The organism is Synechococcus sp. SynAce01 (assembly GCF_001885215.1).
In the GTDB taxonomy this organism is placed as follows: Bacteria; Cyanobacteriota; Cyanobacteriia; order PCC-6307; family Cyanobiaceae; genus Regnicoccus; species Regnicoccus frigidus.
In genome coordinates, this window is sequence record NZ_CP018091.1 from 1,626,272 (window position 1) to 1,640,489 (window position 14,218).

The 14,218-nt window shown below is 64.1% G+C and carries 15 protein-coding genes; 9 read left to right on the forward strand and 6 right to left on the reverse strand.

Features of this window, described 5'->3' with window-relative positions; all coding sequences use genetic code 11:
* Positions 1-86: 86 nt before the first annotated feature.
* Positions 87-692 carry a hypothetical protein gene (locus BM449_RS08455; RefSeq protein ID WP_071800855.1) on the reverse strand — a complete coding sequence of 202 codons (606 nt, stop codon included), beginning with the start codon at positions 690-692 and terminating at the stop codon, positions 87-89.
* Between the two features lie 102 nt (positions 693-794).
* Positions 795-1,169: an AbrB family transcriptional regulator gene (locus tag BM449_RS08460; RefSeq protein ID WP_071800856.1), complete on the reverse strand. Its 375-nt coding sequence runs from the start codon at positions 1,167-1,169 to the stop codon at positions 795-797.
* A gap of 197 nt (positions 1,170-1,366) precedes the next feature.
* Between BM449_RS08460 and BM449_RS08465 the strand changes: the two genes are divergently transcribed.
* Complete coding sequence (locus BM449_RS08465) at positions 1,367-2,161, forward strand: TIGR01458 family HAD-type hydrolase (protein ID WP_205526821.1); 795 nt, start codon at positions 1,367-1,369, stop codon at positions 2,159-2,161.
* On the opposite strand, the gene BM449_RS08470 is transcribed toward BM449_RS08465, so the two are convergent.
* Positions 2,158-2,823 (reverse strand): ParB-like protein, encoded by a 666-nt coding sequence (locus BM449_RS08470; RefSeq protein WP_071800857.1) that lies wholly within the window; start codon positions 2,821-2,823, stop codon positions 2,158-2,160. The two genes, BM449_RS08465 and BM449_RS08470, sit on opposite strands and share 4 nt — an antisense overlap.
* 198 nt (positions 2,824-3,021) lie before the next feature.
* Between BM449_RS08470 and pstS (BM449_RS08475) the strand changes: the two genes are divergently transcribed.
* From pstS (BM449_RS08475) to BM449_RS08490, 4 genes are all read left to right on the forward strand, one after another.
* The gene (gene pstS / locus BM449_RS08475; protein WP_071800858.1) at positions 3,022-4,002 is read left to right on the forward strand and encodes a phosphate ABC transporter substrate-binding protein PstS; all 981 of its coding nucleotides are present in this window, start codon (positions 3,022-3,024) and stop codon (positions 4,000-4,002) included.
* 196 nt (positions 4,003-4,198) lie between these two features.
* Positions 4,199-4,834, forward strand: coding sequence for a Crp/Fnr family transcriptional regulator (locus BM449_RS08480; protein ID WP_071800859.1), 636 nt, complete (start codon positions 4,199-4,201; stop codon positions 4,832-4,834).
* 64 nt (positions 4,835-4,898) lie between these two features.
* Positions 4,899-5,603 (forward strand): response regulator transcription factor, encoded by a 705-nt coding sequence (locus BM449_RS08485; protein WP_071802121.1) that lies wholly within the window; start codon positions 4,899-4,901, stop codon positions 5,601-5,603.
* A 13-nt stretch (positions 5,604-5,616) separates the two neighbouring features.
* Positions 5,617-6,747 carry a HAMP domain-containing sensor histidine kinase gene (locus tag BM449_RS08490; RefSeq protein ID WP_071800860.1) on the forward strand — a complete coding sequence of 377 codons (1,131 nt, stop codon included), beginning with the start codon at positions 5,617-5,619 and terminating at the stop codon, positions 6,745-6,747.
* Here the strand turns inward: BM449_RS08490 and BM449_RS08495 are convergent.
* Positions 6,744-7,127, reverse strand: a complete 384-nt coding sequence (locus BM449_RS08495; protein WP_083544478.1) for a metalloregulator ArsR/SmtB family transcription factor — start codon at positions 7,125-7,127, stop codon at positions 6,744-6,746. The two genes, BM449_RS08490 and BM449_RS08495, sit on opposite strands and share 4 nt — an antisense overlap.
* Before the next feature lie 77 nt (positions 7,128-7,204).
* Here BM449_RS08495 and BM449_RS08500 point away from each other — a divergent pair, with 77 nt between their 5' ends.
* Positions 7,205-8,254 carry an ArsJ-associated glyceraldehyde-3-phosphate dehydrogenase gene (locus BM449_RS08500; protein WP_071802125.1) on the forward strand — a complete coding sequence of 350 codons (1,050 nt, stop codon included), beginning with the start codon at positions 7,205-7,207 and terminating at the stop codon, positions 8,252-8,254.
* A 3-nt stretch (positions 8,255-8,257) separates the two neighbouring features.
* The gene (gene arsJ, locus BM449_RS08505; RefSeq protein WP_071800861.1) at positions 8,258-9,565 is read left to right on the forward strand and encodes an organoarsenical effux MFS transporter ArsJ; all 1,308 of its coding nucleotides are present in this window, start codon (positions 8,258-8,260) and stop codon (positions 9,563-9,565) included.
* On the opposite strand, the gene BM449_RS08510 is transcribed toward arsJ, so the two are convergent.
* Positions 9,554-10,261, reverse strand: a complete 708-nt coding sequence (locus BM449_RS08510) for a pentapeptide repeat-containing protein (RefSeq protein WP_071802127.1) — start codon at positions 10,259-10,261, stop codon at positions 9,554-9,556. The two genes, arsJ and BM449_RS08510, sit on opposite strands and share 12 nt — an antisense overlap.
* A gap of 158 nt (positions 10,262-10,419) precedes the next feature.
* Here BM449_RS08510 and modA point away from each other — a divergent pair, with 158 nt between their 5' ends.
* Both modA and modB read left to right on the forward strand, forming a co-directional pair.
* Positions 10,420-11,175, forward strand: a complete 756-nt coding sequence (gene modA, locus BM449_RS08515; RefSeq protein ID WP_071800862.1) for a molybdate ABC transporter substrate-binding protein — start codon at positions 10,420-10,422, stop codon at positions 11,173-11,175.
* Positions 11,176-11,180: 5 nt separating this feature from the next.
* Positions 11,181-13,151, forward strand: a complete 1,971-nt coding sequence (gene modB, locus BM449_RS08520; RefSeq protein ID WP_071800863.1) for a molybdate ABC transporter permease subunit — start codon at positions 11,181-11,183, stop codon at positions 13,149-13,151.
* Here the strand turns inward: modB and pstS (BM449_RS08525) are convergent, their stop codons facing one another.
* Positions 13,152-14,183, reverse strand: coding sequence for a phosphate ABC transporter substrate-binding protein PstS (pstS, locus tag BM449_RS08525; RefSeq protein ID WP_071800864.1), 1,032 nt, complete (start codon positions 14,181-14,183; stop codon positions 13,152-13,154). It lies immediately after the preceding gene.
* Between the last annotated feature and the right edge of the window lie 35 nt (positions 14,184-14,218).

The following is a 14,218-nucleotide window of genomic DNA, read 5'->3' on the forward strand; positions in this document are numbered from 1 at the left end:
GATTGAGTGGGTGGACTTCATCAACCTTAACACCACCATTGCGATCTGTGACGAATTCCCGCGCCTTTGCTTCTGCTTCCCCTGAATCAGGGTGCCTTTGGCGTGGCCTTGGCTGGCTCGACCACTGCAGGGGGTGTTCTGGGTGAGGCTGTTGTCCCGGCTGCTCCTGGGATTGGCTGGGCGTTGGCGCAGAGCGTTGCGGCCATCCGGTCCTCGCCGCCATTGGTCTTGGACTCTTCGATGGAGAGCGGCAAGCGCCACCCCTGCCAGGCCTCAGTGCCCGTCCTGCGGTTCAGCTTCAGGCTGGCGCAATGAACTGCCACGCTGCCCAGCACCGGGGGATCGCCACATTCCACGCTCGTGGAACGCACCGCTCCTTCGCTTAGGCGCCAAGCACTCCAGTCGTAACGACAGGGGCCAAAACTGCGCCAGCGCGGTGCCTTGAGCTTGCGGATCCGCTCGAGCAGCTCTTTCTCTTTTGCGCTCAGATCCTCAGCCGGTGGTTTCCCTGCTTCGACAGCAGGTTTGGCGTTCGGCTGTTCCGCTGGCTTGGGATCTTGTTCGCTCTGCAGCGTTGGCGGCGTTGTTCCCTGGGCAAGGGCATCACTGGCCCAGGGAACAACGCCAATACCAAAAGCTTGAAGTAAGCCGGTGATCAAACCGGGAACAAGCCACTTTGCGGAAATTCCCATTCCGAGAAACGCCACGAACAGATACCAAGCCTGACATGTCTGTGCCCTGTTGCCAGGGCAGCAAATTGGATCGTTTCAAGCGGGCTTGACGATCTGTTCGTTTCAGTCTTCGTCGCTTTCTTCGCTGCCGACAGGGACTAGGCGAATCTGCTTGCGCCCCAGCTTCAGTTCGAACTCATCACCGGGCTTGAGGTCGAGAAGCCCAGTGTAGGCCTTGCCGACCAGCAGATTTCCATTGCCCTGAACCGTGGCGATGTAGCTGAGTTTGCGGCCAGCTTTGAGACCAACTCCGCCACCGTTGCCATTGCCAAGGGTGACTCCCTTGGCTTCGAGCAGGGCCTCATAGAACGCGGTGAAATTGAGCCGCTCACTGCCATCCTTCTTGGAGCTCAGGTAACCGCAGCTACGCACCAGGTCAGATTTGGAAGCATCGCCAAGTTCCTTGACTTTGCTCAACAGTTCGGTGCCAGTCAGCATGATGTTTGAATTGGTTCGCTTTATCAATGTAGCAATCGATGGGCCTCTCTTCAATGGCAACCGCCAGGCTGTTTTTCGCTTTGCTGTGAAGACTCCTAGCTCGCCCAGCTTGTATCAACACTTCCGATCGGCATGGCCGCCAGGCCCATTTTTGGCGCCATTTCTTTTAAATCGTTAGTGTGAGCTTCCAGACGCGGATGGGTTGGGGTTCCCACCGCTCGATCCTCGTGATGCAGGCACTCTTCCTTGATATCAACGGAGTCCTGGTCGAGGACAGGGCTCCGATCCCCGGCGCCATTGAGGTCTTAAGCGAGGCCCGGGGCAGGGGACTGACGCTTCGCTTCGTGACCAATACGGCCACCAGGGGCCATGGCTCGATCTTGCGTGATCTGCGCGAGATGGGCTTTGCCCTCGAAGCCGCTGAGCTGTTCACGGCCCCATTGGCCGCCCGGCACTACCTGCTGCGCCATCACTTGAGACCCCATCTCCTGGTGCATCCAGCCATTGCCGTTGCCTTCGCCGATCTGGCCGGTGATCCACCGGATTGCGTTCTGCTTGGCGATGCCCGCGACGGTTTCAGTTATGGGGCCTTGAACCGGGTCTTCCAGCTCGTTCAGCAGGGCCTGCCGCTGATCGGCATCGGCCGGAATCGCTATTTCCGCGAAGGGGGCGAGCTTTTGCTCGACGCCGGCGCCTTTCTTCAGACGATCGAATGGGCCGCCGGTATTCAGGCGGTGGTGCTTGGTAAACCGTCGGCTGCCTTCTATGCCGAGCTGGTGGCGTCGACGAATTTCTCCGCCCAGCACTGCCTGATGGTGGGCGACGATCTGGAGGCGGATGTGATCGGGGCGATGGCTGCTGGCCTGGCTGGCTGCCTGGTGCAAACCGGCAAATACCAGCAGGCTGACCAGCTGCGGCTGCCCCCCCAGGCCAGCCTGATCGCCAGTGTCGCCGAGCTACCGGCCAAGTTCGCTTGGTCAAGCAGGACTTAGCTCGGAGGTTCGTTTTGCCAGCCCGCCAGGTGGGACGCGGCTGTGGAGCGAACCAGGGCCCTGGCGGCGGGCAGGGCCGGCTCCAGGTGTAGGGAGTCGAAGGGCGGCAGGCTGCGGCTGCGCAGCCAGGCACCCCAGCGAAATTCATGGAAAGGAATCAACGGCGCCGCGGCGATCCGTTTTTCTTGTTTGAGGGCCCAGACCAGGCTGCGGTAGGGGTCGTCCTGAAGATCTGCCAGGCCCGTGGGCAAGGTTTCGGGCGGAAGCGGCCCCCGACCACGGGCGTCGTGGAGGTAGAGCCAGCCCCGTTCTTTGAGCGCTTGCAGAATCTCAAGGCGATCGCTGCTCTCCAGCTGCAGAACCACATAGCCGAAGGTGGTGGCTGCGGGATCGACCGCGATCAGACCGCCCAGGCGGTGATGGCGGTCGAGCATCCAGAGATCTCCGCTGGCGCTGCGCACCAGCGGCACTGGTTTGCCGCGCAGGTAAGCGCGCCGCTCCTTGGCGCTCTGGCGAGTGAAGTCTGCCCTGCGACGCCGCACCTCGGCAAGACCAATGCAGAGCTGGGTGGGCTGCAGGGCAGAGGCCGCAACCTCAAGCAGCTCCTTGCCAGAGTCTGGCGGGGGCGGCAGGGGTTGGCAGGAAGGAAGGTGGAAAGCCATCAAGGCTGGGCGCTACAGGCCAGTGACAGAGGTTTGATCTGCCACCCGTTGGCCATGGTTGACCGCCCCATCTTCGTTGATGGGCCGAAATCTGCGACTAATGCCTAACCTCAATCTTGATATCTTCTTAACTCTCATATAATGCAATCCTTGCGGATTTCCTGCTAACTATTGATTGGATTTTGCTTCCTTGCTCTGATGACCTTCGCAACGAAGGCTCTGGTACTCAGTGTTATTACCGTTATTGGCACGGGCGCAACGGTCTCAGCCCAAAATCTGCTGAATGGCGCTGGTGCCAGCTTCCCTGCTCCCTTCTATCAGCGCGCCTTCTCAGATCTTGCCAATTCAGGCGGTCCCAAGGTGAACTACCAGTCGGTGGGTTCAGGAGCTGGAGTCCGGCAATTCATCGCTGGCACCGTTGATTTTGCCGCCACCGATGAACCGATCAGCTCGGCTGATGCTGCCAAAGTACGCCGAGGCGTTGTTCAGTTGCCTACCGTTGGCGGCACGATTGCCATTGCCTTCAACAAGCCTGGTTGCAACCTCAGGCTCACCCAGAAGCAAGTGGCGGATGTCTTCCTTGGTGTGATCACCGATTGGAAGCAACTGAATTGCTCTGCCGGAAAGATCACGGTGGTGCATCGCTCCGATGGCTCCGGTACCACCTTCGCCTTCACCAACTCCCTCTCCACCTTTTCCCCAACCTGGAAAAGCAAGGTGGGTGAGGGGAAGGCAGTCAAGTGGCCCGTTGGCGTGGGCGGCAAAGGCAACGAAGGAGTGTCCGGTGTGATCCAGAACACGCCGGGCTCGATCGGCTACCTCAACCAGGCTTTCGTGAAGGGCAAGATCAAAGCGGCGGCCGTTCAGAACAAGGCCGGTAAATTCGTGCTTCCCAACCTCAAGAGTGGGGCCGCTGCTCTCAATAACATCCAGCTCAACAGCATGCTGGCTGGGGAAGAACCCAACCCCGCCGGAGCTGACAGCTACCCGATCTCCACCCTTACCTGGGTGTTGGCCTATCGGAGTGGCAATGGTGCCAAGGCTGGCAACATCCGCAGAGCCATCAGCTATCTGCTCAGCCCAGTCGCCCAGGGCAAAGCTGACGACCTTGGCTATGTGCCCTTGCGCGGCGCCATTCTCAACAACGCCAAGAAGGCGGTGGGAAGGATCGGCTCCTGACCTGACCTGGTGGCTGGGGCCAGGCAGCCTGCCAGCGCTGCGCTGATTGTCGGGGGCCTTCGGGCCCCCTTTTTGCTCCCTCTGGTGAAGGGAGCCGGAGCCCTCCTTAGCCCATGGTTAACCAGCCGCTCATCGCCCCTTTGCCTAACGGTCTGTCTTCTTCCATACAGTCGTTGAGCGTCTTTCTACGAAGACCATGGTCACGAGTCCGTTTCGCCATACCGGTCGCAGTGATGCGATTCGAGATGTCCTTGAAACCAGTTATCGCAATCACAACTTGCTGCACATCACAGCAGGTAGCGCCGTTCCTTTGCTCAAGAATTGCATCTGGCTGGTGGTGCGGGGAATGGTGAAGCTGGAAGCCGTCACCATCCATGGCGATCCCCTGTTGCTGGGGCTGGCGGGGCCCAATGAGCCGTTCGGTGAACCGCTTACCAACGTGCTGGCCTTTGAAGCGTTCACGCTCTGCGATAGCGACATGCTCTGTTTGTCCTGTGCCGAGATTGAGCAATCGCCCCATCTCGCCATGGCGATGATGCAGGCAGTGGTCAGCCGTTATCACCAGGCGGAAACGATGTTGTCCTTGCTGGGGTTGCGCCGGGTTGAGGAGCGAATTCGCGGTTTTCTGGAGCTGCTGGCCCAGGATTACGGCCAGGTCTGCGAGCAGGGTCTGCGGCTCAACCTTCGCCTCACCCACCAGGAACTAGCGAGTGCCCTCTGCACCACCCGCGTCACGGTGACCCGGGTGCTTGGTCTACTCAAAGACGAGGGCTGGCTTCAGATGGATGGCCAACGTCACCTGGTGATCAGCCATCTGCCGAAACAGAGCTGATTTGGCAGGCAGAGCTGAAGCGGCAGATGGATCACCTAGCTTGAAGGATCAGATTGCCGACTGCATGCCGCGCCTGCTCATTGTTGATGATGACGATGGCATCCGCACCACCTTGGCGGACGTTCTGCAGCACGAAGGTTTCGATGTGGCCTGCGCTGCTGACGGACGTCAGGCGATTGAGCAATTCGATGCCAGCCAGGCCCAGGGAACGGCAAGATTCGATCTTGTTTTGCTGGATCTGATGCTTCCGGGCCTGGGCGGATTGGATGTCTGCCGCCATCTGCGCCGCTCTGATTCCTTGACACCGATTCTGATGGTGAGTGCGCGTGACACCGAAACGGACAGGGTTCTTGGCCTTGAACTTGGTGCCGACGACTATCTGATCAAACCGTTTGGCCTGCGCGAGTTAGTGGCCCGTTGCCGTGCCCTGTTGCGCCGTTCCAAACACAGTGCTGAAAAATTTCCGCTGGGCGCCGTGCTCACCCACGCGGAGCTGACGCTCTATCCCGATGAGTTCCGCGTCACGCGAAACGGTCAGACTGTGTCTCTCGCACCCAAGGAGTATCTGCTGCTTGAATTCTTCATGCAGAACCCTGGCCGGGTCTGGAACCGCAACCAGCTGATCGATCAGGTCTGGGGAACGGATTACGTCGTGGACACCAAAACGGTGGATGTCCATATCCGCTGGTTACGGGAAAAGCTTGAGGCCAATCCCTCCGCTCCGCTGCACATCCTCACCGTGCGGGGCTTCGGCTACCGCTTCGGGTGACAGCATCCCTGCCATGACAGCCGTGATCGCTGCCGGGCTGGGCCTCCTGCTTGGCCTGGGCTTTGGCCTTCGGATCGGCTTCGCCCGGGGGCGGCATCGGGCCGGCGTCGCCCGACCTGGGACCGACCTGATGCTGCGCCGGGGGCAACTGCAGCGTTGGTTGGAAGCGGCGCCGTTGGGGTGGCTGTTGCTGGATGACGACCTCCAGGTTCATTCGATCAATGCCAAGGCCGAGCGGTTGCTGAACATTCCAACCGGCCAGCTGGTGCGCGGGCAGCCCTTCCGTGAGCTGGTCCAATCAAGCGATCTGGAGGAGGCCGTGCATAGCGTGCTGCGGCACCAGCTGCCGGAGCGGCGGGAGTGGTCCCTGGGCGAGGACCCGATCGAGGTCACCTTGCTGCCGGGAGGGGATGGATCTGTGGCGCTGTGGCTGAACAGCCGCCGATCCCTGGAATCGCAGTTGGACCAACAGGGCCGCTGGGTGAGCGATGTGGCCCACGAACTCAAGACACCGCTCACCTCATTGCTGTTGCTCGGGGACAGCCTGGCGGCCCAGTCCAAGGGCCCCAACCGACAGTTGATCGAGCGCCTGCAGCGGGAACTGCAACGGCTGCAGAGCCTGGTGGGCGATCTGCTCGAACTCTCCCAGCTGGAGAACAGCCTGCCCCGTGATGAGCGGCGCTACGAGGTGCTCGATCTCGCCGAACTGGTGCAGGAGGTCTGGACGACCCTGCGCCCCCTGGCCGAGCAGCGCGGCGTACAGCTCAGCTTTCCCGAGCCACCTTCCAGCCTGCTCTGGGGGGATTCGTCCCGCCTGCACCGGGCCCTGCTCAACCTGTTGGACAACGCTGTGCGCTACAGCCCGGATCACGGTGTGGTGGAGGTGCGCTTGCTGGGTGCGAACCAGTGGTGGGAGCTGGAGATCCGCGACCACGGTTGCGGCTTCAACGACGACGACCTCGAGCGGATGTTTGAGCGCTTTTATCGCGGCGATCCCTCCCGGGTCCGCTCCCACCGGGCGGGCAGCGGCCTTGGTTTGGCGATCGTGCAGCAGATCGCGATCACCCACGCGGGACGGGTGCGCGGGCGCAACCACCCCGGCGGTGGGGCGGTGATGGAGCTGGTGCTGCCCAAGGGGATCTAGGGGCAGGGTTCGGCGGGCAGCAGGCAGCGTTCCTGCAGCTGGGCCAACCAGCTGCGCAGGCCTTCAAGCGCCTCAGGTTTGAGCTGGTAGTAGATCCAGCGGCCCCGTTGGCGGTCGCTGAGCAGGCCGGCGTCCTTGAGCACCTTGAGGTGGAACGACAACCGTGACTGGGAGAGATCCAGGTCGGTGGTGAGATCGCAGACGCAGCGCTCTCCCTGCGCCAGCGCCTGGATCACCTGCAGCCGCAGCGGATCGCCGAGGGCCTTGAGCAGCTGGCGGGCCTGGCTGTCATCGAGTTCGGTGGCAGCTGCAGTTGGGGCGGTGACTGGGGCGGGCTCAGGGATGGGAGGCAGAGGGCTGGGCTGGCTTAACCGGAGCATAATCCAATCAAGTTTGATTGATGCGAGGCTGGCTGGACGCCGTCGCGCCCCTGTCGCCAGCGGCGGCGGACACCTCCATGAAACTCGGAATCAATGGGTTTGGGCGGATCGGGCGCCTGGTTTTACGGGCCCTCTGGGGCCGGCCAGGTCTCTCGGTGGTCCACCTCAATGACCCCAAGGCCACCACCGTCAGTGCCGCCCATCTGCTGAGCTTCGACTCGGTTCATGGCCGTTGGTCCCAGCCCGTGCATCCAGCCGCTCCCGGTGACCCCGCCGGTCTCCTGATCGGGGCCGGCGGATCAGGCGGAACCGTTGGTTTCAGCGCGGAATCCGATCCCACCGCCGTGCCATGGAGGGAGGCGGGTGTGGACGTGGTGCTCGAGTGCAGTGGCCAATTCAAGACTCCAGCGGCGCTGGAGCCCTACTTCAGCCAGCTGGGCCTGCAACGGGTGATCGTTGCCTGTCCGGTGCGTGGCCTGATTGCCGGCGAGGAAGCCCTGAACGTGGTGTTCGGCATCAACCACCGGCTCTACGACCCCAGCCGCCACCGCCTGCTCACCGCGGCCTCCTGCACCACCAACTGCCTGGCCCCGCTGCTGAAGGTGGTTCATGAGTCCTTCGGGATCCGCCACGGCTCGATCACCACCCTTCACGACGTCACGGCAACCCAGCTGATGGTCGATGGCTTCGCCAGCGACCTGCGCCGGGCCCGCTCCGGCCTGCAGAGCCTGATCCCCACCACCACCGGATCGGCCCGGGCGATCGGCCTGATCTTCCCCGATCTGGCCGGCAAGCTCGACGGCCATGCCGTGCGGGTGCCTTTGCTCAACGCCTCACTCACCGATGTGGTCCTGGAGCTGGAGCAGCAGGTGAGTGCTGGCCAGGTGAATGCCGCGTTTGAGGCCGCCGCCAACGGCCCCCTGCAGGGAATCCTGGGCTACGAAACCCAGCCCCTGGTGTCCTGCGACTACGTCAATGATCCCCGCAGTGCGATCGTCGACGGTCTCTCCACCCTGGTGACCGGCGGCAGCCAGCTCAAGGTCTACGCCTGGTACGACAACGAGTGGGCCTACAGCTGCCGCCTGGCCGATCTGGCCTGCCATGTGGCCGCTGTGGAGGGGCGCTGAGCCATGGGCCGTCCCGATTTCCAGCCTCCGGCCCCAAGCCTTTCGCCGCATCATCTCTCGCCGATCGGGCAGTACGCGGTGATCACCGCGTCGTACTGGGCTTTCACGCTCACTGACGGGGCCCTGCGGATGTTGGTGGTGTTCCACTTCCACCAGCTCGGTTACTCCTCTTTGGAAATCGCCTTCCTGTTTCTGTTCTACGAATTCTTCGGCATCGTCACCAACCTCACTGGCGGCTGGCTCGGGGCCCGCTTCGGCCTGCGACTCACCCTCTGGGCCGGGCTGGTGCTGCAGATCGTGGCGCTGGTGATGCTGGTGCCGGTGTCAGCCAGCTGGCCCCGGTTGTTTTCGCTGGGTTACGTGATGGCCGCCCAGGCGATCAGCGGCATCGCCAAAGATCTCAACAAGATGAGCGCCAAGAGCGCCATCAAAACGGTGGTGCCGGAAACCCCGGAGGATCCTGGACGCGGGCAGCAGCAACTGTTCCGCTGGGTGGCGATCCTCACCGGCTCCAAGAATGCCCTCAAGGGCGTCGGTTTCTTCCTCGGCGGTCTGCTGCTCACCAGCATCGGCTTCTCCGCCGCGGTGGCGGCCATGGCTGGCGGCTTGCTGCTCACCTTGCTCGGCACCCTGGTGCTGCCCGCCGAGATCGGCCGCATGAAGCAGAAGCCGGCCTTCTTGAGCCTCTTCTCCACGAGCGCCGGCATCAACAGGTTGTCGCTGGCCCGTTTCTTTCTCTTTGGTGCCCGCGATGTCTGGTTCGTGGTGGCGTTGCCGGTGTTCCTCGGGACGACCCTGGGCTGGGCGTTCTGGGAGGTGGGCGGCTTCATGGGCCTCTGGGTGATCGGCTACGGGATCGTTCAGGCCGCCGCCCCAACCCTGCGACGGGCCTGGGGCAGCGGCGGCCCGCCGGGCCCTGCAGCAGTGCAGTTCTGGAGCGCCCTGCTCACCGCCGTTCCAGCCCTGATCGCCGTGGCGCTCTGGCGCGGGCCGACCCATCCTGGCGTGGTGATTGTGGTGGGCCTGGCAGTCTTTGCAGCCGTCTTCGCCATGAATTCCTCGATTCACAGCTACATGGTTCTGGCCTATGCCGATGCCGAATCGGTGAGCCTCAACGTGGGCTTCTATTACATGGCCAATGCGGCGGGCCGCCTGCTGGGGACCTTGCTCTCGGGGGCTGTGTTCATGGTCGGCGGGCTACAGGCCTGCCTCTGGTGCTCGGCTCTTTTGGTGGGGCTGTCCTGGTTGAGCAGCCTGCGGTTGCCTGTGCCTAGGTTTCAGCGGACCGTCAGTGCTGGCTCATCGGGCTGAAAACGGCTTGTTCTGGGTTGGCGTTCCCCCTTGGTCCCAGCCCTCTGGAAGCAAGGCACCGTCGAGTCGGGCCTGGTTCAGAGCTGCACCGCTGAGCTGGCAATCACGCAGGTCGCAGCCCCGCAGGTCCGCCTGCGCCAGGTTGGTCTGCCTGAGATCGGCGCCATAAAGGCAGGCTCCACGCAGCTGAGCTGCAGCAAGTTGGGCGCCCTTGAATACGGCATAACTGAGGTCGGCGCCTGAAAAATCGGCGCCGCCGAGATCGGTGAGCTGGTCGAGCGCGGCGCTGAAATCCGCTTCCACCAAGCCCGCCTTATGCCAGCAGCAGCCAGCGGCGACCACGCCACGCAGGCAGCAGCGATGCATCATGGCCTCACTGAAATCAGCCTGCTGCAGCCGTGAGCCGGAAAAATCCGCCCCATGCCAGCGGGAGCCCGTTGCTTGAAGGCCAAAGAGGTCGGCGCCCCAGATCAGCGCCTGGGCAAAGTTGGCCCCCTCGACCCGGCAGTGCCGCAGCGACGCTTTGCCGAGCCGGGATTCACGAAAGCAGCCCTGGCTGAGGTCGCAACCGGACAGATCCAGATTCACCCCATCGAGATCAGCCAGCCGCAGGCCCTGGAACTGACGCCGACCCTCTGCCAGGGCGAGGCGTAACTCCTGGCCTGTGCTGGGCAGCCGCGCTTGGTTGGGCTCCATTGGGTTGGCATCCACTTGCTCGGCCTCCATACAGACACTGGTCCCCAGGCTTCACGTTGCTGTCTTTTGGTGATGGGTGGGGTCTGCAGGCCCGATGTCCAGCACAACAATGGCCACACTAAATTTCAGCAACCCACAGCAAAGAGCGAAGGTCCGCCATGGCCTGCCTCGGTCCATTCAAGGTGTGGGCCACCTTGATCCTGGGCCTGGCTGCCTGCTCCCCCCCGCCGGATTCGCTCACGGTTGCTGCGGCCATCAGCCTGCGGGAGCCCCTGATCCAACTGGCTGCAGCGGCAGTGCCACCGCCCCCCCAGTTCAGCTTCGCCTCCTCAGGGGCGCTGGCCAGTCAGATCACCCAGGGAGCTCCCGTGGATGTATTCCTCTCGGCCAGCCCCCGTCAGCTCGATTGGTTGGAGACCCGCGGACTGCTGCTCAAGGGCAGCCGACGCGAGTTGCTGACCAACCGTCTGGTGCTGGTGGTGCCCGAACGGCAGCCGCTCAGCCGCTTGCGCTTCCAGGATCTGAGCCGTCCCTCGATCGCTCGGATTGCCATTGGCGATGCCACCGTGCCCGCCGGCGACTACGCCCGCGAGGCCCTGGCCTTTTTCGGGCTTGCCGCCAGGCTGGAGCCGAAGTTGATCCCGTTGGGGTCAGTGCGGGCTGTTGCCGTTGCTGTGGCCGCTGGCAACGTCGATGCCGGTCTGCTTTATGCCAGTGAGGCGCGTCTTGGTTCCGGCTTGCGGGTGGTGGATACGGCTCCGGAGGCCAGCCACCGGCCGATCCGTTATGCCGGAGCGGTCATCGCCGCCAGCCGGCAACCTGAGGCTGCCCGTGCCTACCTGGCGTCGCTCAGTAAGGCTGCTGCCACCGCGGCGTTCCAGCGCCAGGGCCTGATCCCTCTGACGCGGCCCTGAGCCCGATGCTGTTCGTTCTCCCGGCTGACCTCACCCCCCTCTGGCTCTCCCTGCGCAGCGCCACGCTCGCGGTTCTGCTGGTCGCTCCGCTCGGGGTGCTGGCGGCCCGCCGGGTGCAGCGCTGGCGCGGTTTGCGCCGCAGCCTGGCCGATTTGGTCCTGCTGGCGCCGTTGGTGTTGCCGCCCACGGTGCTGGGGTTCGTCTTGTTGCAACTGCTGGGAGGCCAGGGGCCGATCGGGATGCTGCTGGAATCGCTGGGGGTTTCGCTCGTGTTCAGCTGGCCCGCCACGGTGCTCAGCTCTGCCGTGGTGAGCTTCCCGCTGATGTACCGGGCGGCACTGGCGGCCTTCGAGCAGATCGATCCCTCCCTGCCAGAGGTGGCCCGCAGCCTCGGTGCCGATGAAAGCCAGGTGCTGTGCCGGATCCTGCTGCCGCTGGCGCTGCCGGGCCTGGTGGCCGGGGTAAGCCTCAGCTTTGCCCGGGCGCTGGGGGAGTTCGGCACCACCTTGATGCTGGCGGGCAACATCCCGGGCCGCACCCAGACCCTGCCGCTGGCGATTTTTGCTGCTGTGGATGCCGGCGATATCGGCGGGGCCTGGCGGCTGACGGCCCTGGTGCTGCTGCTCAACGCCTGCAGCCTGTTGCTGCTGGAGCGGCTTGTGGCCCCTGCTGCCAGCCGCAGGCAGGCGCCGGATACACGGAACCCTGCTGATTTCGGCGAAGCCGCTGTGGAGACGGGAATCTCCCTGGTCCACACGGTCGCCGAAGGGCCCCCGCCCGCCCAGGGCCCCTTCCAGCTGGAGGTGCGGCTGCTGCGCCCCTTGGGTGGCTTTCCCCTGCGGATCGCCTTTGGCAGCCACTGCCGCCGGCTTGCGGTGCTGGGGGCTTCGGGGGCGGGCAAGAGCCAGTTGCTGCGCTGCCTGGCGGGCCTGGAGCGTCCCGCCAGCGGGCGGATCGCCCTCAATGGCCGCACGCTGTTCGATGCGGAGGGCGGCATCGACCTGCCGTTGCGCCGGCGGCGGATCGGCCTGGTGCCGCAGCACTACGCCCTCTTCCCCCATCTGACCGTGGCCGCCAACGTGAGCTTTTCGCTGGCGTCCCTGCCCCGGGCTGAGCGGGGCAGGCGGGTGGGGCTGCAGCTGGAGCATCTGGGCCTGTCAGCCCTTGCGGAGCGCTATCCCGCCCAGCTCTCCGGAGGCCAGCAGCAGCGGGTGGCCCTGGCCCGGGCCCTGGCGAGTGAACCTGAGCTGTTGTTGCTCGATGAGCCCTTCGCCGCCCAGGATGCCTATCTGCGGCCCCAGTTGCAGCAACAGCTCGCCGACGTGCTTGCGGCCACCGGCGTGCCAGCCCTGCTGGTGACCCACGACCTGGAGGAGGCCTACCGGCTCAGCGATGAGTTGCTGGTGATCGATCACGGCCGGGTGCTGGCCCAGGGCCAGCCGCAGCAGGTGTTTGAGCAGCCCAGTGAGCTGGCGGTGGCGCGGTTGAGCGGCTGCAAGAACCTCTCACGCCTGCGGCCGCTGGCGGGGGGGCGGCTGAGCGCGCTCGATTGGGGGCTGGATCTGCCCCCTGGCCTGGAGAGCAGGGCAGGCTTCTCCCATGTGGGCATCCGCGCCACCCACCTGCGGCTCGAAGCCACGCCAGCGCCCCAAGAAGTCCTGCCACCTGATCCGGGGCCGAATCAGTTCCTGAATCAAAGATTGGATCAGAGATTGAATCAAGAGTTGAATCAGTGGCCGGTCTGGCTGTTGAAGGCCAGCGAGGGGCCTTTCCAGGTGAGCGCCTACGTGGTGCTCGAGGCCAGCCATGGTCTGCCGGGTGGGGATGAAGGGGCGGCTCCGGCGGCGCTTCATGTGAAGCTGACGCGTGCCCAGTGGCTGGAGCTGCGCGAGCAGCCCCAGCCCTGGTGGCTCACCATGCCGATCGAGCGGCTGCTGCTGCTGCGCCAGAGCCAGCCGCTTCCTGCTGGGGCCTGATCAGTTCTTGATCTTGGCCACCTCGGCCTTGGCCCGCTCCAGCACGTCGCCCTTGAGGGGCACGTAGCCCAGCTCCGCCGCCATCTGCTGTGGTCCTTCTTGCAACGACCAGTTGAGGAAGGCGCGCACCGCATCGGCCTTGGCTTCTCCGCCGTTTTCGTAGGCGAGGATCCAGGTGAAGGCGACGATCGGGAAGCTTTCGGCACCGGGAGGATTGCATTCTTCACCGCCGAGGCGCTCATCGAGGGTGACGCCGTTGAGGCCCGCCGCTCCGCTCTCCGCAGTGGCCAGCACGAACTGCCCCTCCTTGTTCTCCAACGCCGCCGGCAGGATCACGCCACGCACGAAGGCCTGGTTGACGTAGCCGATCGAACCGGGGGTGTTCTGGATCAGGCCAGCCACGCCTTCATTGCCTTTGGCGCCAACGCCGACCGGCCAGTCCACCGCCTTGCCCCGCCCCACTTTCTCTTCCCACTCCGGCGAGAAGCAGCTCAGGGAGTTGGTGAAGGCATAGGTGGTGCCGGAGCCATCGGAGCGGTGGGCCACGGTGATCGGCTTGCTGGGGCAGCCCAGCGCACTCCAGTTGGTGATCTTGCCCAGGAAGATATCGGCGAGCTGGGCCTGCGTGAGCTTGAGATTCGGGCAGTCGGGGTTGTTGTAGGCGGGAGTGACGGTGCCGCCCAGCATCGGAATCTGCAGAGCGCCCCGTTCACCGGCGGCGCCAGAGGTGAAATCTTCGCCCTTGAGTTGCTCGTCGGTGGCGCCGAAATCGACGGTGCCGGCGATGAATTGCCGGACTCCGGCGCCCGAGCCCACCGACTGATAACTGACCTGATTGCCGGTTTCCTTGGCGTAATCGGCAGACCAGCGTTGGTAGGCCGCGCTCGGGAAACTGGCGCCGGCTCCACTGATTGAGGGAAGCTTGGCGGCCGATTGGCCGCAGGCACTAATCGTGGCACCCAGGGCAAGCAGAGCGACTGGAAGCAGGGCCCGGCGCTGGGGGCTTTGTTTCAACTGCTGATTGTTGGACACGTTGGACTATTCGCGGCGCCCTATCCCTAGCCGAG